This window comes from Paenimyroides ceti, from assembly GCF_030409925.1.
In genome coordinates, this window is record NZ_JAUFQU010000001.1 from 1,083,011 (window position 1) to 1,103,425 (window position 20,415).

General features: G+C 37.2%; 17 protein-coding genes. 11 read left to right on the top strand and 6 right to left on the bottom strand.

The window, feature by feature from the left end; genetic code table 11:
* Nucleotides 1–3 precede the first annotated feature (3 nt).
* Complete coding sequence (gene recN / locus QW060_RS05095; RefSeq protein ID WP_290362574.1) at nucleotides 4–1,665, top strand: DNA repair protein RecN; 1,662 nt, start codon at nucleotides 4–6, stop codon at nucleotides 1,663–1,665.
* Nucleotides 1,666–1,689: 24 nt separating this feature from the next.
* Here recN and QW060_RS05100 read toward each other — a convergent pair whose 3' ends face one another.
* Nucleotides 1,690–2,118, bottom strand: a complete 429-nt coding sequence (locus QW060_RS05100; protein ID WP_290364694.1) for a DUF1456 family protein — start codon at nucleotides 2,116–2,118, stop codon at nucleotides 1,690–1,692.
* 140 nt (nucleotides 2,119–2,258) lie between these two features.
* On the opposite strand from QW060_RS05100, the gene acs reads away from it, so the two are divergent.
* From acs to menC, 6 genes are all read left to right on the top strand, one after another.
* Entirely contained in the window at nucleotides 2,259–4,166 is a 1,908-nt protein-coding gene (gene acs, locus QW060_RS05105) for an acetate--CoA ligase (protein ID WP_290362575.1), read from the top strand.
* 75 nt (nucleotides 4,167–4,241) lie between these two features.
* On the top strand, nucleotides 4,242–4,820 hold the full coding sequence (locus tag QW060_RS05110; protein WP_290362576.1) for a PH domain-containing protein: 579 nt from the start codon (nucleotides 4,242–4,244) through the stop codon (nucleotides 4,818–4,820).
* Nucleotides 4,810–6,330: a PH domain-containing protein gene (locus tag QW060_RS05115; protein WP_290362577.1), complete on the top strand. Its 1,521-nt coding sequence runs from the start codon at nucleotides 4,810–4,812 to the stop codon at nucleotides 6,328–6,330. Before QW060_RS05110 ends, QW060_RS05115 begins: the two co-directional genes overlap by 11 nt.
* Before the next feature lie 33 nt (nucleotides 6,331–6,363).
* On the top strand, nucleotides 6,364–7,269 hold the full coding sequence (gene menA, locus QW060_RS05120; protein ID WP_290362578.1) for a 1,4-dihydroxy-2-naphthoate octaprenyltransferase: 906 nt from the start codon (nucleotides 6,364–6,366) through the stop codon (nucleotides 7,267–7,269).
* A 6-nt stretch (nucleotides 7,270–7,275) separates the two neighbouring features.
* Entirely contained in the window at nucleotides 7,276–7,956 is a 681-nt protein-coding gene (locus QW060_RS05125) for a metal-dependent hydrolase (RefSeq protein ID WP_290362579.1), read from the top strand.
* A gap of 87 nt (nucleotides 7,957–8,043) precedes the next feature.
* Nucleotides 8,044–9,084, top strand: a complete 1,041-nt coding sequence (gene menC, locus QW060_RS05130) for an o-succinylbenzoate synthase (RefSeq protein ID WP_290364695.1) — start codon at nucleotides 8,044–8,046, stop codon at nucleotides 9,082–9,084.
* A 128-nt stretch (nucleotides 9,085–9,212) separates the two neighbouring features.
* Here menC and QW060_RS05135 read toward each other — a convergent pair whose 3' ends face one another.
* Both QW060_RS05135 and QW060_RS05140 read right to left on the bottom strand, forming a co-directional pair.
* Nucleotides 9,213–13,004: a T9SS type A sorting domain-containing protein gene (locus tag QW060_RS05135; protein ID WP_290362580.1), complete on the bottom strand. Its 3,792-nt coding sequence runs from the start codon at nucleotides 13,002–13,004 to the stop codon at nucleotides 9,213–9,215.
* Nucleotides 13,005–13,185: 181 nt separating this feature from the next.
* Nucleotides 13,186–14,376: an LETM1-related biofilm-associated protein gene (locus QW060_RS05140; protein WP_290362581.1), complete on the bottom strand. Its 1,191-nt coding sequence runs from the start codon at nucleotides 14,374–14,376 to the stop codon at nucleotides 13,186–13,188.
* A 79-nt stretch (nucleotides 14,377–14,455) separates the two neighbouring features.
* Here QW060_RS05140 and QW060_RS05145 point away from each other — a divergent pair, with 79 nt between their 5' ends.
* Complete coding sequence (locus QW060_RS05145) at nucleotides 14,456–14,935, top strand: glutathione peroxidase (protein ID WP_290362582.1); 480 nt, start codon at nucleotides 14,456–14,458, stop codon at nucleotides 14,933–14,935.
* A gap of 19 nt (nucleotides 14,936–14,954) precedes the next feature.
* Here the strand turns inward: QW060_RS05145 and QW060_RS05150 are convergent, their stop codons facing one another.
* From QW060_RS05150 to QW060_RS05160, 3 genes are read right to left on the bottom strand one after another with little or no spacing between them, the layout of a single operon-like run.
* Nucleotides 14,955–15,878 carry a Ppx/GppA phosphatase family protein gene (locus tag QW060_RS05150; protein ID WP_290362583.1) on the bottom strand — a complete coding sequence of 308 codons (924 nt, stop codon included), beginning with the start codon at nucleotides 15,876–15,878 and terminating at the stop codon, nucleotides 14,955–14,957.
* Between the two features lies 1 nt (nucleotide 15,879).
* Nucleotides 15,880–17,979, bottom strand: a complete 2,100-nt coding sequence (ppk1, locus tag QW060_RS05155) for a polyphosphate kinase 1 (RefSeq protein ID WP_290362584.1) — start codon at nucleotides 17,977–17,979, stop codon at nucleotides 15,880–15,882.
* Nucleotides 17,976–18,464: a SixA phosphatase family protein gene (locus QW060_RS05160; protein ID WP_290362585.1), complete on the bottom strand. Its 489-nt coding sequence runs from the start codon at nucleotides 18,462–18,464 to the stop codon at nucleotides 17,976–17,978. The genes ppk1 and QW060_RS05160 overlap by 4 nt, the downstream gene beginning before the upstream one ends.
* A gap of 165 nt (nucleotides 18,465–18,629) precedes the next feature.
* Between QW060_RS05160 and QW060_RS05165 the strand changes: the two genes are divergently transcribed.
* Genes QW060_RS05165 through QW060_RS05175 form a run of 3 tightly spaced genes read left to right on the top strand, consistent with a single transcriptional unit; the run spans nucleotide 18,630 to nucleotide 20,415 of the window.
* On the top strand, nucleotides 18,630–19,163 hold the full coding sequence (locus QW060_RS05165; protein ID WP_290362586.1) for a DUF4199 domain-containing protein: 534 nt from the start codon (nucleotides 18,630–18,632) through the stop codon (nucleotides 19,161–19,163).
* 4 nt (nucleotides 19,164–19,167) lie between these two features.
* The gene (kdsA, locus tag QW060_RS05170) at nucleotides 19,168–19,986 is read left to right on the top strand and encodes a 3-deoxy-8-phosphooctulonate synthase (protein WP_290362587.1); all 819 of its coding nucleotides are present in this window, start codon (nucleotides 19,168–19,170) and stop codon (nucleotides 19,984–19,986) included.
* Between the two features lie 57 nt (nucleotides 19,987–20,043).
* Nucleotides 20,044–20,415 (top strand): diacylglycerol kinase family protein, encoded by a 372-nt coding sequence (locus QW060_RS05175; protein WP_290362588.1) that lies wholly within the window; start codon nucleotides 20,044–20,046, stop codon nucleotides 20,413–20,415.

The following is a 20,415-nucleotide window of genomic DNA, read 5'->3' on the forward strand; positions in this document are numbered from 1 at the left end:
AGTATGTTAATAAACTTATCTATTAAAAATTACGCGCTTATAGCGTATTCTTCTATTGCTTTTTCTGATCAGTTTTCAATCATAACTGGTGAAACCGGGGCTGGTAAATCTATTTTACTCGATGCTTTAGGTTTGGTATTAGGAAAACGTGCTGATTTGAGTGTACTCAGAGATAAAGATGGAAAATGCATTATAGAAGCACAATTTCAGATTGGCAATTATACTTTGCAACCTTTTTTTGAAACAAATGATATTGATTATGAGGAGCAGACAATTGTGCGTAGGGAAATTTTACCTTCCGGAAAATCAAGAGCTTTTGTAAATGACAGTCCGGTAAATCTGAATGTTTTGCAGGCCTTGGGAGATAAGTTGCTCGATATCCATTCTCAGCATCAGACTCAGGAACTTACAAATGAAGTTTATCAGATAGAAATCATTGATGCCATTGCACAAACACGACCCTTAATTTCAGAATACCAATATCAGCTACAGGCTTATAAAAAAGCAAAAAAACAACTCAACACACTCGAAAACCAACAGGCGGCTTTGTTGAAGGAACAGGATTACAATACTTTTTTACTTGAGGAACTTATTAGTGCAGAACTAAAATCCGGTGAACAGGAAGAGCTCGAATCTGAATTTGAGAAACTCAACAATGTAGAATTTGTAAACGAACATTTAGAAAAAGCCATTGCGGTTCTCAATGATGAACAATACGGTGTACTGCATCTGCTGAGAGAAATAAAAAGTAGTTTGCTGAAAGTAGCACCAATTGCATCAGACTATCAGGAACTGACAGATAGATTGATGAGTGTAGAAATTGAGCTCAATGATATCAAACATGAGGCCGAACTGGCAAATGAACGACTTATAAAAGATCCGTATCAGTTAGAATTGATCAACAGTAAATTGCAGAACATCTATAACCTGCAAAAAAAGCATCAGGTGCAGACCGTAGAAGCTTTATTGGACATTCAAAACGAACTGAATGCAAAGGTTTTTCAGGCAGAAGGCATTTCAGAAGAAATTACAGCGTTGCAGCATCAGATTTCTGAAGCGGAAATAAGCTTAAGAAACCTTGGAAAACAGATTCATGAAAGCAGGTTAAAGATCATTCCTGCGTTGACGGAAGAAATCAAAGCAATAATCAGTCCTTTGGGCATGCCAAATGCCCATTTTCAGTTTGATCTTAAACTATCCGATACTTTTTTATCAAACGGTATGGATGAAATAGAATTGCTGTTTTCTGCCAATAAGGGCATGATGCTTGGTTCTATGAAAAAGACAGCCTCAGGCGGAGAAATGTCACGTATTATGCTTGCCATTAAAGCAATTTTGGCTAACTATCTTCATCTGCCAACCATTATATTTGATGAAATTGATACCGGAGTATCAGGAGATGTGGCTGATAAAATGGGAAATATTATGAAACAGATGGGGCATAAAATGCAGGTTTTTGCCATTACCCATTTACCTCAGGTAGCAGCCAAAGGAAACCAGCATTATAAAGTTCGTAAAGACAACGATATGGAACAAACGGTTTCAGAAATCAAACAATTGACAAAAGAAGAGCGCATTTTAGAAATAGCACAGATGCTGTCTGGAAAAAACATAACGGATTCTGCTATCAACCACGCCAAAGAGTTATTGGCTGAAGTACAGTAAAACATAAAAAAGGATTAGTGAAAACTAATCCTTTTTCTTTTTGCCGTTATTAAATTTAATATTTCCTAAAACATTGGGTTTAGCACTAAATGTTTTTTTCTTAGGTTTAAATTCTTCTTTTTTAGGTGTTTCTTTTGATGCTTTAATCACAGGTTTTGGTTTACTGTTGTTTTCCTTACCGGCGTGCATCTGCTCTTTATTCTTTTTTAAAACCTCCTGAGGATTTTTAGGATTTTCTTTAGTTCCTCTTAAATAAATAACAAGACCGTTCAAAAAATTTCTCAGAATCTGATCCTGGCATTCCATATATTTTGGATGATCTTCTGCTCTGAAGAAATTACCTATTTCTCCTTTTGAAACTCTGAAATCAACCAATTCTAAAATTTCTACAATCTGATCGTCACGCAACTGTAAGGCTACGCGTAATTTTTTTAAGATATCATTATTTGTAATCATGTGATAATTTTTACCAAAGGTATTTATAAATAACATATAAAAATCAAAGCGATTTTACATTTTGTAAGATTTCTTTTGTAAATTAGTTTTTTTCAAAAAAAGACATAAAATAACCATATACTTAATACCGTAATCTTATGAGTTACTATAAAATTAGTGATTTAGAACAATATTTTAAACATTATAAAAAATCAGTTAGAGAACCGAGGAAATTCTGGGGGAAAATAGCAGAAGAAAACTTTCTTTGGTATCAGGGATGGGAAAAGGTTTTTGAGTTTGAAATGATCAAAGGAGAGATTAAATGGTTTTTAGGAGGTAAGGTAAATATTGTTAAAAACTGTATCGACAGACATCTTTCTAAAAGAGGCGATAAGCCCGCTATTATTTTTGAACCGAACAGTATTGAAGAAAAAGAACAGATCATTACTTACAATGAATTATACACACGTGTAGCGAAAATGGCAAACGTGCTGAGAAGTCAGGGGGTAAAAAAAGGCGACAGAGTATGTATCTATCTTCCTATGATACCTGAACTGGCAGTTGCTATGCTGGCATGTGCCCGTATCGGAGCCATACATTCTGTAATTTTTGCAGGTTTTTCTGCGGCGGCGGTCAATGCACGCGTAAAAGATTGCGGTGCTAAAATGATCATCACAGCTGATGGAAGTTACAGGGGTGCTAAAACACTTCAATTAAAAACCATCATTGATGAAGCGATAAAAGAAGAAACTTCTGTAGAAAAAGTATTAGTAGTTAAAAGAACGGGTGAGGAAGTGAGCATGAAAGAGGGCAGAGATATCTGGCTGGCACCTCTTTATGAAGAAGCAGAAGAAACAAATATCGCTGAAATAATGGATTCTGAAGATCCGTTATTCATTCTTTATACTTCGGGTTCAACCGGAAAACCTAAAGGAATGGTTCATACTACGGCAGGATATATGGTTCAGACGGCTTATACCTTTAACAATGTTTTTCACAACAATGATGATGATGTTTTTTGGTGTACAGCTGATTTAGGCTGGATTACAGGGCATTCTTATCTGTTATATGGTGCCTTGTTAAACGGAGCTACAACAGTATTGTTTGAAGGAATACCTACCTATCCTGATGCCGGAAGATTCTGGTCAATAATTGATAAATATAAAGTTACACAGTTTTATACTGCTCCGACTGCTATACGTTCCCTTATGACGGAAGATTATGAACATGTTACCAAACATGATTTATCATCCTTAAGAGTTTTGGGTTCTGTCGGTGAGCCTATTAATGAAGAAGCATGGCATTGGTTTAACGATTTCATTGGTAAAAAGAGATGTCCTATTGTGGATACCTGGTGGCAGACCGAAACAGGAAGCATCATGATATCTCCTTTAGCGTATGTAACGCCGGCAAAACCCACGTATGCGACACTACCTCTTCCGGGGATTCAGGCTGTACTTATGGGCGAAAAAAACACGGAAATTACCGGAAATCAGGTAATGGGAAGTCTTTGTATTAAATTTCCATGGCCATCGATGGCGCGCACTATATGGGGGGATCATGAGCGGTATATAAAAACGTATTTCTCAGATTTTCCGGGTACCTATTTCACAGGAGACGGTGCGTTACGCGATGAAGTCGGCTACTATAGAATTACCGGAAGAACAGATGATGTAGTCATTGTATCCGGGCATAATCTCGGAACTGCTCCGATCGAGGATGCGATTAATCAGCATCCGGCAGTAGCAGAGAGTGCAGTGGTTGGTTATCCGCACGAAATAAAAGGAAATGCTTTATATGGATACATAACCCTTAAAGCTGAAGGAACAAGCCGTGATAGAGAGAATGTTCGTAAAGAAATCAATCAGCTGATTACGAGCCATTTCGGTCCTATCGGTAAATTGGATAAAATACAGTTTGTAGATGACTTGCCAAAAACGCGTTCAGGGAAAATTTTGCGCCGTATTCTGCGCTCAATTGCTACCAACGAGATGGATAATTTTGGAGACACTTCTACCATGATCAATCCTGAAGTTGTACAGCATATAATCGACAATAAATTATAAAAATTAAGTCCCGGTTTTTTCCGGGATTTTTTGTTTATACTTTCAAATGCATTATTTTTGAAGAAAACCCAAAATATGACTTCATTCTCTAATGAGATTATTGATATAGGACAATTGCCGCAATATCAGCAAACAAATTTAACACCTGTTTCGCAAAAATACATCAAGGTTGTTTATTTTAATATTGTACTTGCCAATCTTATATTTATTGGTTTAGCGGCAATAGCTGTTTATTTTTTAGACAAAGAAGAAATAGACCAATACCATATACTGATTGCGGTTGCAACAATCGTTCTCATCATACTCAACACGGTATTTTCTATAGTTTCTTTTAAGAGAAAAAGTTTTGCTTTCCGTACGCATGATGTGATTTACCGTTCAGGGATATTGTCTGAAATCAATGAAATCATTCCTTACAACAGGCTTCAGCATGTGGTGCTCAAACAAGGTTTTTTATCCAGAATGCTTGGATTGGCAACCATAGAAATGTTTACAGCGTCAAGTACCAATAAACAGGTAGCGATTCCCGGAATTGAACGGCAAAAGGCAGAAAACATAAAAGACCTGCTGCTCAATAAAATCCAGGAGATCGAAAACGATGAAACCGTTCAGGATATACATCAAGAGTCAAAAGATCCGTCTAATGGAGCGTAGCACACTGAACCTTTCTGTCCCCCAACGACAATCAAAAATTGGCTTGATTGTGCTGATTGGGTATTCTTTGGGGAAAAATCTAAAAGCATTTATTCCTCTTTTATTCGTTATTTTACTCAGAGAGAGCGGCAGGGAAGATAAAATAGGATATTATATAATTGGTTTTGTCATCATCCTGCTGTTTATTATCCTGAACAACTATATTCGTTTTCGTTACTTTAAATTTTATATCAATGAGGATACGGAAGAATTTATTCTTGAAAGCGGCTGGCTCAATAAAAACAAAACTGTCATCAAGCTTGATAAAATACAACAGGTAAATCTAAATCAGAAACTGTTACACCGCCTTCTCAATGTGTATCAGACTGAAATTGATACTGCGGGATCGGCTCAAACAGAAGTTACGATAAAAGCGGTTTCAGCCGAAGTTGCTCAGGCGCTTAAAGAACGCCTGGTCCAAAAAAGGACCGCATCAGATGAAGCCTCTGTTGAAGAAGATGTTCCCGAAAAAAACATTGCTGATGAAGCCTATAAAAAAGTAGCCATTTCTTTAGGCAGTCTTATAAAAATAGGGCTTACAAGGCATTATATACAAACTTTTCTGCTTATCATTCTGTTGCTGTTTCAGCTTATAGAGAAGATTGATGACTATTATAAAAAAGATGATCAATCCATATACAGCGAGGTGATGGATTATACAGCAGCCAATATGACAGGATTTCTAATAGTTATCGGGGTTGTAATGAGTATTGTTATAGTGATATTGGTAAACCTTACAAGAACCATTCTGAAATATTACAATTATAAGATTTCATTAGAAAATGATTCTTTACTCATTTCTTATGGATTATTAGAAACAAAAAACATCATTGTAAGACCACCGCGCGTACAGTTTGTTAAAATTTCACAGAATTATTTTCAGAAACTGCTAAAAGTTCTGGAGTTAAAAATTTTACAGTCAGATTCTGATAAAGGAGATAAGAAAAAGGGGATAGGTATTGATATTCCGGGAGTTTCTCCCGCTGAAAAAGAAGTTGTATTACAACAGATTTTCAACAAAATGTTTGAAAAGCGCAACGGTATAGCACCTCATATCAGAAAATGCATCCTGCACATTATCTGGTTTGTTTTATTGCCTGTTATGGTAGCTTTTGTTGTCATTTATCAATATTATGATCCTACATATTTGTGGATACTGCCTCCGGTTTTCGTTTTTTTGTTGTTCTATCAGATCATTACCTATAAAAATGCATTTCTGTATGCGGATAAAGAATTTATCATATTTAAAAGAGGGTTTTGGGATGTTGAATATTCTATTCTTGAAATTCATAAAATACAACAAATCAGAACATATCAATACCAGTGGCATCGGAAAAATAATATAGGGAGTCTTACGATTTATACAGCTGGCGGTACGCTGCATTTTACAGTAAGCGATTACAAAGAAATAAATGAAAGAGTAAATTACTGGTTGTATGAAATTGAAAGTAAAAATAAGCCGTGGATGTAATAAAGTGAGTACCTTTGGGAATTAATAATTTTTATGAAAAAGTGGATTAAAGCAGCGCGATTGCGTACACTGCCCTTATCTGTTTCAGGTATTATAGCCGGTACGGCTTGTGCGTATCAAAGCTATCACGAGCAACAGAATTTTTGGAGCATATTTATTTTATGCCTTCTGACAACATTATTTTTACAGGTCTTATCTAACTATGCCAATGATTATGGTGATGCTGTAAAGGGAACCGATAATGAAAACCGTGTAGGCCCGAAAAGAGCAGTACAAAGTGGAGAAATTACTGCTGGCCAAATGAAAAAAGCTATTATTGTTATGGCAACTCTTTCTCTGATAAGCGCATTAGCGGTGATCTTTACTGTCTTTGGAAAAGAACAGTTTGCTATGGCCGTTTTCTATTTTATACTGGGTGTGGCCTGTGTTGCGGCAGCGATCAAATATACAGTAGGTGGCAGTGCGTATGGCTACAGAGGATTCGGAGATATTTTTGTTTTTCTGTTTTTTGGTGTGGTAAGTACGGTAGGGTCTTATTTTTTGTATGCTCAGCAATTAGACTTCCGCGTGTTTTTACCCGCAGTTACCATCGGATGCCTCAGTACAGCCGTACTCAACATGAATAATATGCGGGATATTCACAACGATACCGTTATGAATAAAAATACTCTTGTTGTAAAAATGGGATTCAATAAAGCCCGTATTTACCATTTTTCACTCATTATGGTAGCGGTGATTGCTTTAAATACCTATGCACTATGGATGAATTTTAAAGGGTACCAATACATTTATCTGATTGGTTTTGTGCCTTTAATAAAAAATATGAAAGTTGTTAACACAGTTATTGATCCAAGAAATTTAGATCCTGAATTAAAAAGAGTATCTTTAAGTACCTTTTTTATAACCCTGTTATTTGCAATTGCAATACTATTAAACTAAAAAGATATGAAAATAACGTATTACGGACATGCCTCTTTAGGAATTGAGGTAAACGGAAGAAACATCATTGTAGATCCTTTTATTTCAGCTAATGAACGGGCATCACATATTGATGTTTCATCCTTAAAAGCGGATTATATATTGCTGACGCATGCTCATGGAGATCATGTGTTGGATGTTGAAACTATCGTAAAAAATAACAGTGAAGCAGTAATTGTTTCCAATGCTGAAATTGCCTCTTACTATGAAGCTAAGGGCTATAAAACACATCCTATGAACCATGGAGGAACGTGGAATTTTGATTTCGGAAAAGTAAAATATGTCAATGCCATTCATTCCAGTTCATTTCCCGATGGTACTTATGGCGGCAATCCGGGTGGGTTTGTGATTGAAACCGATGAAAAGAATGTCTATATTGCCGGAGATACAGCTCTTACATACGATATGAAACTGATACCGATGAGAGCACCTTTAGATTTAGCAATTCTTCCAATCGGTAATAATTTTACAATGGATGTTGATGATGCAACGATCGCAGCAGAATTTTTAGAAGTAGATCGTGTGTTGGGATACCATTTTGACACTTTCGGATTTATTAAAATAGAAAAAGAAGTAGCCATTCAAAAATTTGCCAATAAGAAAAAGGATTTGGTCTTGTTGGAAATTGGTGATGCTCTCGAGATATAAAACGAACTATTAGAAGATAAAAAATGGATGGCTGATGTATTTCAGTTGTCCAATTTTTTTATCTGTACGTTAAAAAACAAACACATGATACAAGCAACATTTAACAAATACATACTTCAGTTTAAAAGGCCTTCTGGCACTTCAAGAGGTGTGATGACAGAAAAGGAAACCTGGTTCCTGATATTGCGTGAAAATGGAAAAACAGGAATAGGAGAGTGTGGCCTTCTGCGCGGATTAAGTTATGATGATGTATTGGATTATTCAGACAAATTGCAATGGGTGTGTGATCATATCCATTTAGGTAAAGAGGCATTGTGGGAAGCATTGAGATCCTATCCTTCAATTCAGTTTGGAATAGAGCAGGCTTTTCTTTCCCTGCAAAGTAAAAATCCGTATATTTTGTTTCCCGGCAGATTTACTGATTCTCAAAAAGCCATTCCTATAAATGGATTAATCTGGATGGGTGATCCTGATTTTATGAAAGAGCAGATTGATGAAAAGCTGGCCCATGGTTTTTCTTGTGTTAAACTCAAAATAGGAGCGATAGATTTTGACAGAGAAATGGAATTAATCCGTTATATCCGTAATCGGTATACACCTGAAGTAATGGAAATAAGGGTAGATGCAAATGGTGGTTTTGATTCAAGTGATGCTTTATATAAATTAAATCAATTATCTGAATTTAAATTACATAGTATAGAGCAGCCTATCAAAACAAAACAGTATGACAGTATGGCAGAGCTATGCAAAAATACGCCTTTTCCGATAGCTTTGGATGAAGAACTGATTGGCGTCTTACATTTTGATGATAAAGAAAATCTATTGCTCAAAATCCGGCCACAATACATCATTTTAAAGCCGAGTCTGGTAGGTGGAATCAAAGGATGCGAAGAATGGATTGCTCTGGCAGAAAAATATGGTATAGGTTGGTGGATAACTTCTGCTCTTGAAAGCAATATTGGTTTAAATGCCATTGCGCAATGGACGTTTACTTTAGAAAATGATATGCCTCAGGGATTGGGAACCGGTGCTCTTTATACCAATAATATAGCATCTCCATTAGTGGTTCAAAACGGACATCTTTGGTATGACAGTACTTTGGATTGGGATACTTCTTTTTTAGAGTAAAAGTGTATTTCAGTTCTTTTGCTATTTTTTTGAACAGATATAAAATAACATAATAGTAGCATTAATTCTATTCCTTAGAATAAAAAAAAGCTGTCGCATCCGACAGCTTTTTTTGTTTTATTTAAAACTTACTTTTTAATGACTTTTATCAATTGTTCTTTTGAGTCAGCAGTCAGTTTTATCATATAAACTCCTGCAGAAAGGTGGCTCATATCTGTTGTGATTTCCGTTGAAGAAGTTACTTCTTTTCCAACTCTTCTTCCGGACATATCATATATTTCTATACCGGTTAAGATTTCTGAATAACGGATTGTTAAGCTGTTTTCCACCGGATTCGGATAAAATTTCAGGGCATCTTTATCAAAACCGTCAAGACCTAAAGTTACCTGAACAGTTACCGGAGTTGGTAAACTCGGGCATCCGTTCGTACCGATGATTACAGCGTAATACGTTTTATTATTCTGTAAAGGCATTCCATTAGACAAAGGATTGTAACCATTTACAGCATCGTTATACGTGATATGCCATACAACATTCAGCTGATCCATAACAAGATCTCCGATAACAGCACCTTCCTCAAACGTTTGTGATAAACTCCCTGTAGGAGAATCCGGAATACTGTTAATAGTGACAGTAACTGCTTTGCGCAATGATTCACAACCTGCTTCTACTTTTGCTACATAGTAAGTAGTAGTACTCAATTGGGTATTTTGAGTCAGAGCTGTACTTGCTGTGGCAGTTGTATACCATCGGTACGTAATACCTGTAGGGGCAATAATATATAAGTCTGCTACCGTTGCGTTTCCGCAAAACTGAAAATTATTGACCTGCGGTGCAGTCATATTAATAATTTTTACAGTAACTGCACGTCTTTCAGAAGAACAAGTATTGAGGTTTTGTGCTACATAATACACGCCGGTAGTCAGGGCGGTTTCATTTGATAATGCTTCCTGAGCTGTGGCACTGCTATACCATGAAAGGGTAGCTCCGTTTACACCTTGTGCTACAAGGTCAGCCACTGTAGCGCTGCCACAGAAGGTTTGCAGAGCAGCTGATGGTTTGTTCAATGCAGGTAATACAGTAATCTGAAAAGCAGTTTTTTGAGATTCGCACTGATCAATAGTGCGTGTCGCATAATAGGTACCTGAAGTCAGTACAGTAGCCTCTGAAAGAGGAGTCTGGGCTGTAGAAGAAGCGTACCATTTAATGATTCCGGTACTGTTTACCATTGCGTTGAGCTGGCTCAGCACTGCAGCATTACATACGTTTATATGCTGTGTTGCTAAAGGCGTAACCACATCTTTGATGACTACAGCAACTGCTTTTCGGATACTTTCACAATTGTTAAGCGTTTGTGTAGCATAATAGGTTCCCGTAGTAAGAACAGTTGTGCCGGGTAATACTTCCGTCGATGTTGTGGAAGCATACCATTTGATATTTTGTCCTGTAGCGGATAGACTGTTTAAAGTTGCATTTGCACAGAATGTCTGAGTAGCTGCCGTAGGAGCAGGCGTTTGATGAACGGTAACTGTTACTGCTCTTCGTGTACTTTCACACATTTCTATAGTTTGGGTAACATAGTAGGTCCCGGTTGATAAAATAGTATCAAACGCTAATACTTCAGTAGAGGTTGCCGAGGCGTACCACTTTAGGGATGTTCCTGTTGCTGTAAGATCCTGTAGGGTAGCACCGCTACAGAATTTCTGAGAAGATGCAGTTGGCTGTGGTGTCTGATGAATAGTGACTGCTACTGCTTTTCGCTCACTTTCACATGAATTAACTGTTTGTGTGGCGTAATAAGTTCCTGTTGATAATGCTGTATTGGATTGTAATGCTTCAGTTGCCGTAAGAGAAGCATACCATTTGATGGTGCTTCCTGTTGCAGAAAGATCAGCTACAGTTGCCTGAGTGCAAAATACCTGATCTGTAGCTGTAGGCATTGGTGTAGTATTGATCGTAACCATCACAGCTTTACGAGCACTCTCACAATTGTTCAGTGTTTGAGAAACATAATAGGTAGTTGCGTTTGTCAATGCTGTATCAGACGGTAATACTTCCGTTGAAGAATTGGTCGCATACCATTTCAATGCTGTTCCCGTAGCAGATAAATCAGCTATTGTTGCCTGAGCACAGAATACCTGATCTGTAGCTGTAGGAATTGCCGTCTGATGAATCGTAACCAATACCGGTTTTCTACCGCTTTCGCAGGAATTGATGGTTTGCGTTACGTAATAAGTAGTATTATTTGTTAAAGTTGTTGTGCTTGCTAAAACCTGTGTAGATGTCTCTGATGCATACCATTTGACAGCAGTACCTGTTGCAGTCAGATTATTGATTGTAGCTTCATTACAAAATACCTGATCTGTGGCAGTAGGCAGCGCTGTCTGATTTACAGTGATTGTGACTGCTTTTTTTGAACTCTCGCAACCGTTAATGGTTTGTGTCACATAATAAGTACCTGTTGTTACAGCAGTATTGTTCGTCAAAGCCGTAGTTGAACTGTTCGTCGCATACCATTTGATATAACTTCCGGTTGCCTGTAAAGTGGCAACTGTAGTGGTTCCGCAAAAGGTTTGAGCATATGCCACAGGCTGTGCTGTCTGGTTAATGTTTACCTGAACAGCCGTTCGGGGGCTTTCACAACCGTTCAAGGTTTGAGAAACATAATAAGTAGTGTTCGTCAATGCTGTTGTACTTGTCAAAGCAGTCGTTGCCGTAGCTGTTGCATACCATTTTAAAGCAGTCCCTGTAGCGGTAAGATTGGCAACAGTAGCCTGATTACAGAACGTCTGATTGACTGCTGCAGGAGCAGCAGTCGTATTTATGGTAACGGCTACAGCTTTTCTAACACTTGTACAACCGTTTACTGTTTGTGTGGCATAATAAGTGGTTCCGTTGCTCAAAGCAGCTGTCGATGCTAATATATCGGTTGATGTCTGGCTGGCATACCATTTAATATCTGTACCCGTTACCGTAATATCTGCGATGGTTGCCTGATTACAAAATGCCTGACTGGCACCACCACCGGGAACAGCAGTTTGATTTACAGTAATCTCTACTGCTTTTTTAGGACTTTCACAATTGTTTTGTGTCTGTGTTACATAGTAAGTTCCGGTAGCCAAAGCTGTAGTATTGGTCAAAACGGTAGTAGAGCTGGCTGTGGCGTACCACTTGATGTCATTTCCTGTTGCCAGTAAATCTCCTACAACAGCAGGACTGCAAAAAGTCTGAGCTGTTGCTACAGGTACAGGTGTTGTACACGGTGTATTTGTAGTAGAAAGAATTCCTTCGATAACGATAGCATCGGCATTGATCAGAAAGTAATTTCCGTTTGACGACCCGTATGGAGTTATTCTGAATTTAATGGTCTGGTTAGCAGTAAGTACAGGTAAAGATTCTAAATCTATTGTAGTTACACTTCCTTGTGCTCCGGTAGCAGGCGTAGCATATTGAGTTCCTACTTGTACAAAAGCAGCATTGTTGATGGAATAATACAAGCGGTAGCCGTTTGGTCCGCTGCTTGATCTTCTGGTATTCGTTTTGAGCTGGGTAAGGTCAAGTTCACTATCGTTATTTACCGTGACTGTAAAATAAAAACTAAAGTTATCACTTGATTGTCCCGCATTGTTATTCGTACTCCATCCTCCAGTACCTCCCCATAACGGTACTCCGCCTGGAGGGGTATTTTGTACTGTAATAGCACTTCCTCGTATCAATCCGCCTGATGAAAGGTTTTCGTTGATTGATGATGGTGTAAGCGGGCTGATACCTAATCCGTTCGGACCTGTGCCGCTTGCAGTACTCCATCTCACAACGACTTCTGATGTTTGAGCAGAAGTAATTACGGAAAAAAGAGTAATCAAAAATAACAGTAAACTCTTTAGTGATACTGTTGTTGGTAAAGTAGTTTTGTTGTTCATTGTAGAAAAATTTTTCAGCTGCGAAATTACATTTTATTATCCGACCAAAAGGATGTGCAAAATTAAGAAATTATTAACAATGCACAACAAGGGATTGATAATTAGAGATAAAAGTGTAATTTATACCACTTTTTTTTGAAAAAAGAGTAGTAAATATCTGGGAAAAATGTGGGATAAAGAATCAATCTTCGAGATTTTCATTAAAAGTATTCGGTAAGATTTGCGGCATAAACTTAATGAGTAAAGGAAGCAGCAGACTACCGCCGGGTAAGATAAAAATGGTAAGAGACGGAATCGTTTTACTGAGTTCAATCAACTGTTTTTTGATGCGTTTCTTTTCCTGTGTATCCAGATTTTTATGGGTTGCTTTTGCAAGCAACAAAAGTAATTCTTTATTATTGCTTAATTCTTTTGCCAGACTTTGTTTATTCCGCTCGAGTAAAAGCAGAATCGCTTTAGAAGTGTGTTTATAAAACTTTTTTATCGGGTGTGAAAACTGAAAATAGGGGATATCTTCCTTATTTTCAAGAATAAAAACTTCAATGGCAATCAAACTTTTTTTAATAGCCTCATTTTGTAAAGAAAGAAGTTTACCTACTTTATAAATAAATTGTATTTCAGCCGATTCTAATAATTTATCGGACCACATGACGCAGTTGGTAATGTCTAATAAATAATTTTTACCCCATATACTGGTAAAGGTAGAAAAGCGTATGGTATCCAGTTCAGGTTTTTTAAAATCCTTTTTCGTATACCGGATAGAGTTTTCAAACAAATCAAGAATCAATTCGTCATATTTGGATTTTTGTGTTTTTTGCTGATAAGCATAATATACAAGTTCCAGTATGGTCTGTTCCAGTTCCTTAAAGTATAATAACACATTCTCTTCATCATTTAAGAACCGTCTGAAAGCGAGTATGTCTACAAACAATAAGGCATTGGACAGGTTGTGCGAAAAATTGCGTTCAATGATATTACTCGTGGTCTGTACCCGGCTGTTAATTATTTTTTCAAGTCCTGCTTTTTCATCATTGACAGACGGCAATATATAATCGAAAAAGTAAGAGGCTTTAAATTGGTCTAATGTTTGATAAAATGCAATAGTTCTGGATAAAAAACGTTCTGTATTGCTGTCATGCGTTTGCTGTACGTAGGTTTTATATAAAATATGTAGTAATGTTATCTTGGCTTTCTCTTCAGTGGTCCACTGTTTGTGTTTCACATAAGTAATGGGTATCTTTGAAGTATAGCCATATGTAAAACCAGATTGCCTGATTTCATCATAAAATGCCGTTTCCTCCACCATTTCATTATGATGTAAAGCGGTTTCTTTAAAATATTTTGCAATCCAGTTACTTTTTGAAGGATTCATGCATTATTTTTTTGTATTTCAAAAGTAAATGAAAAAAATAGAGAGAAAAAATTTATATTTACAACAAGATGTATTTAATATGAAAGCACCTATATATGATTTTAAAGCACTTTCCATAAACGGAAAGGAAATCGACTTCAGCACGTATGAAGGGAAAACACTATTGATCGTAAATACGGCAAGTAAATGCGGTTTTACCCCTCAGTATGCCGGATTGGAAAAGCTTTATAAAAAATATAAAAATAAAGGACTTGTGATTTTAGGGTTTCCATGCAACCAGTTTGGAAATCAGGAACCCGGAGATGAAAAAGAAATTCAGGACAACTGTCTGGTAAATTACGGCGTTACCTTTCCTGTCTTTGAAAAAGTTGAAGTAAATGGGGCTAATGAGCATCCGTTGTTTACGTATCTTAAAAAAGAGTTACCCGGTTTTTTCGGAAAGCGCATCAACTGGAATTTTACCAAATTTCTCATTGATAAAAACGGAGTTCCGGTAAAGCGTTTTGCTTCGTATCGCAAACCGCGAAAAATGGAAAAACGCATTGTGAGAATCTTATAACGTAAACGAATAGTCTGTACTATTCGTTTACGGATAAATCATGAATCTTTAAACCGGAGTTATCATAATACAGTGCCTTTACAATACCGTCAGAAAGTCCGATTTTAGGTACATAAATTTGTTTGGCGCCACTCCATTTCATCGCATTGGCATAAATGCGGATTGCCGGGATGATTACATCGGCACGATCCGTATTTAATCCTAACTGAGAAATCCTTTCTTCATACGAAAGATTATTCAGATAGTTCAATTGTCCGTTTAGGTAAGCAGCTGTAAGCGGCTTATCCTGAGTCTTGCCCGACATCTTGAATAACTTATTGATATTGCCACCCGATCCGATGAGCTGTATGTGCGGATACATCGCCGTCTGGGTTTTGATCCATTTTTCTATTTCCTGCCATACCGTGTCGGTAACCATATTATTCAGAAGGCGAACCGTACCGTTTTTAAACGATTTGGAAGCCATCTGTTTACCATCAGAAAACAAAGTGAATTCTGTACTGCCGCCACCTACATCTACATATAGAAAATTACCTTCAGAGTTGATAAAGGTTTTTAAATCGGAATTAGCAATGATCATGGCTTCTTTTTTGCCATCAATAATCTCAATACGGATGTCGGATTCCTGTCTGATGAGTTTGACCAGATCCGAACCGTTGTATGCCTCCCGCATCGCAGAGGTAGCACAGGCAGCGTATTTTTCAACTTTGTAAACCTCCATAAGAAGCTTATAGGCTTTCATAGCCTTGATCATGCGCTGGGTATTTTCTTCTGATATTTCTCCAACGGTAAAGGCATCCTGCCCCAGACGTATTGGCACCCGGATTAAATGACTTTTATTGAATTGTGTTTTTTTACCTTTTTCTTCAATAACATTCGTTATCAAAAGGCGCATTGCATTTGATCCGATATCAATTGCTGCATATTTTTTTATTTCAATCATCTCAATCCAAAACTACATCTAACTGGTTTCTGTAGTATTTATAAGTTTCTAATTGTGCACGGAATCTTTCAGATTCAGAAGCCTTTCTGTATTTATTGGACAAATCCATCGAGTGAAGCCGTACTTTTACGTTACCGCTCCAGCAGATATTAAAACAATCTATTAATTCTTTTTTAAGATCTTCATCATAAATCGGACAGGTGACTTCTACGCGTTCGTCGATATTCCGGGTCATAAAATCGGCAGATGAAATATACACTTTAGGATCACCCTGATTGCCAAAAATAAAAATACGGGAATGTTCCAGCAGATTATCGACAATACTGATGGCTTCAATATTATCACTCATGCCTTCTATACCTGGAATCAGACAGCAAATACCTCTTACAATCAGCTGTATTTTTACTCCGGCTCTGCTGGCGTCGTACAGACGGTCAATCATTTTATAATCGGAAAGGCTGTTCATTTTCAGCCGGATATACGCTTCCTTGCCATCCAGCGCATTTTCGATTTCCTGATCAATAAGTTTATAGAACTGGTTACGCGTATAATGCGGAGAAATGATCAGATGTTTATAACGTTGAATTTTATAGTTTACTTCAAAAAAGTCAAAAACTTTGCTGACCTCTTTCAAAATTTTCTGATGGGCGGTAAGCAGGGCAACATCCGTGTAAACGGTTGCAGTACTCTCATTAAAATTACCAGTAGAAACGATACCGTAACGACGGATTTTTTTATTTTCAAGACGTTCAATAAGGCATATTTTACTGTGTACTTTTAAGCCTTTTACACCAAAAATAAGATGCAATCCTTCTGTCTGCATTAACTCGGCATAATAAATATTACTCGACTCGTCAAATCGGGCACGCAATTCTATCTGTACCGTTACTTTTTTACCGTTTTTCGCGGCATTGATAAGCGAGCTGATGATTTGTGAATTTTTTGCAAGCCGGTATAGTGTGATTTTTATAGCAGTAACTTTCGGATCTAAAGCGGCTTCTCTTAAAAAACGTACCAGATAATTAAAAGATTGATACGGAGTGTGTACCAGATAATCTTTTTCGCGTATCTGATGAATCAGGCTTCCTTCGAGATTCAGACCGCTTACGGGCAGCGGAATCAATTTTTTAGACAACAGGTCTTTTCTACCGAGATTCGGAAACTTCATATAATCCCTTCTGTTGTGATACCGTCCGCCGGGAATAATACTGTCAATTGCTTCAATCTCCATTTTTTCAAGAAAAAACTGCAGCGTATCATTTTCGATGCTTTTGTCATATACAAAACGCACCACTTCGCCAATACTTCTTTCTTTGACACTCGTAGAAATTTTCTCAATAAAGCTTTTGTGAAGATCCGAATCAAAGTCCAGTTCAGAATCTCTTGTTACTTTGATCATGTGAGCAGATACACTTTCGTAATCAAAAATAGAAAAAATGCTGTCAAGATTAAAACGCATCACATCATCAATAAGCATGACGTACTGAATACCGTTTTTTGTAGGCAGTTCTACAAACCGGTTGATATGGTTCGGAATTTCTATAATGGCGTAACGCGTGCGTTTTCTTTCCGGTTTCGGATTGCTACTTTCGTCTTTGAGAATCATTTTTACGGCAAGGTATCCGTTGGGATCTCTGAGCAAAGGAAATTCTGCTAGATCGTTGAGCATGATCGTAACCAAATCGGCACTTATTTCATGGATGAAAAACTCTTTTACAAAAACTTTTTGTTCTTCGTCGATCTGTGTTTCATCGAGAATGTAAATATTTTCCTGTTGCAGCTGTTCTTCTATTTCACTGAGAATTTCAAGACTTTGTGCTTGAAGATGGATTACTATTTCGGTAATTTCGTGCAGCAGTTCACCGGCGCTCACCCCGTTGATGATTTTTTTATGACCGTCTTTGAGCTGTGTGATACGGCGGATAGTAGCATAACGCACCCGGAAGAATTCGTCCAGATTGTTAGAAAAAATGCCTAAAAAGCGCAATCGGTCCAGTAATGGAACCGTTTTATCTGCCGCCTCCTGCAATACTCTTTCATTAAAAGCCAGCCAACTTTTTTCTCTGTCAAGATATTTGTTTTTCTTTTCTGAGATGATCATGTTTTAAATTCTTTTGGAAAAATAGTCTTTATTATTTTTCCCTTGCTGATATCCTGCCAATTCTCCTCATCAAATTGCATAATCACGACACCTGCAGTAGGGACATTTCTAATTGATTTATCTCCAAATTTATTAACAAAATCCGTAATAGCATTATTATGTCCGAAAAGAATTAGATTCGGATGTTCGTTTTTACATTTTTTTATTGCAGCAGCTAATTTCTTAACATCAAAAGTATACAAATCATCATTAACGATAAGCAGCTCAGAAGGTATGTTCTGGTGTTGTGTAAATATAATAGCGGTATTGCGTGCGCGTTTTGCTGGACTGCTCCACACCATAAAACGGTTGGGAAGATCCTTTGTGATTTTTTCAGAAATCAAATGCGCATCATTAAGACCTCTTTTAGACAAAGGCCTGTCGAAATCTTTAAAAGGCAAATCCCAGCTCGATTTGCCGTGTCGTATCAGAATTAACTTTTTCATAGCGTACATTTTAGAGTAAATTCGTTTCAGGGCATAAAATAAAATGATAGAATTTACTGTATTTCTAATATAGAAAAAAAATATGTAATACCTGTGGAAATAGAAGCTGTTTTTTTCTGTTTTGATATATTTAAAGTAACTTTGTCTATCAAATTTATATCATAAATGAACACATTAGGAATTGAGCTGAAATGGGCTGCTATCTTTACTTTAGCATATTGTGCATGGAATTTTGTTGAAAAAATTACCGGAAATCATATAGATTTCAGCAACATCATCATTTCAGGATTCTTATATCTGCTGGTTGTTATTGTGTTAGGCTTTTTAGCTTTCAGAGATAAAAAGAAAAACTTTTATGCGGGTAAGTGGGATTTCAATCAGGCCTTTAAATTTGGTTTGTTTTTAACGGGAATGGTAGCTTTGTTAAGTCCCATTGCGCATTATATTTCTTACAATTCCATTTCGCCTGATTATTTTGAGCATTTGATACAATATGAACTGGCCAAAGGAAGAGAAACAAGAGAAGCGCTTTTGGAAAAACATAATTTTGACGATAAAATGTATCTGAATCTAAGAGATATACTTTCATACGGCGTTGTGTTTTCTGCTCTTTTTGCGTACCTTCTCAAAACAAAAAACTATAAGGCACCTGTAAAAGTGATCGCTGTAAAACCAAAAACAAAAAAAGTTAAAAAATAAAAATATGAACATCAGTAATATACCGAATATAAAACATACCGACAGTGGTAACTTTTTTCTTCTTGCGGGGCCGTGTGCCATAGAAGGAGAAGAAATGGCGTTTAAAATTGCAGACCGTCTGATGCAGATTACAGATGATTTAAAAATTCCTTTGGTTTTCAAGGGATCTTTTAAAAAAGCCAATCGTTCCCGTATTGATTCTTTTACAGGAATAGGGGATGAAAAAGCATTGAAAATCCTTCAGAAAGTAGGGGCTCATTACAATATTCCTACCGTTACGGATATCCATGAATCTTCTGATGCCGCTTTGGCAGCACAGTATGTAGACGTATTGCAGATTCCGGCATTTTTAGTGCGCCAAACTGATTTGGTTGTGGCAGCAGCAGAAACGGGCAGAGTCGTAAACCTTAAAAAAGGACAGTTTATGAGTCCGGAGAGCATGAAGCATGCCGTTCAGAAAGTACTTGACAGCCACAATGAAAATGTAATGGTTACAGACCGCGGCGCTATGTATGGATATCAGGATATGATTGTTGATTTCAGAGGAATACCAACCATGAGACAATTTGCCACTACTGTTTTGGATATTACACATTCACTGCAGCAGCCTAACCAGGCAAGTGGCATTACAGGCGGTAAACCCGAATTGATTGAAACCATTGCCAAAGCGGGAATTGCAGTAGGTGCAGACGGTATTTTTGTAGAAACCCATTTTGATCCGGCTCATGCGAAAAGCGACGGTGCCAATATGCTTCATCTGGACTATTTTGAAGACCTGATGAAAAAGCTTGTAGCCATCCGCCAAACTATCAACCAATTTTAACGCTATTTAATCAAAATACGTTATTTTTGATATCTTAAAAAATGCATTGAAAAACGAATGAAAGAAAAAGATTCTTTTATCATCGGAAGGATAAAAAGCTTTAAATACGCACTCGTTGGCGTGTTTAAACTCATAACTACGGAACACAGTATTATGGCACAATGCTCGTTAGGGCTGATAGCGGTAATACTGGGTTTTTATTTTGACATTTCTGCTACGGAATGGATGCTGCAGATTCTGGCAATAGGGCTGGTATTAAGCATCGAAGGACTCAATACGGCTGTTGAAAAAATAGCGGATTTCATTCATCCGGATTTCAATAATAAAATAGGATTTATAAAAGACATAGCAGCCGGTGCTGTAACATTTGCTGCTTTAGCGGCTCTTGCGGTCGGTGCCCTCATCTATTTACCCAAAATATTTTTATAA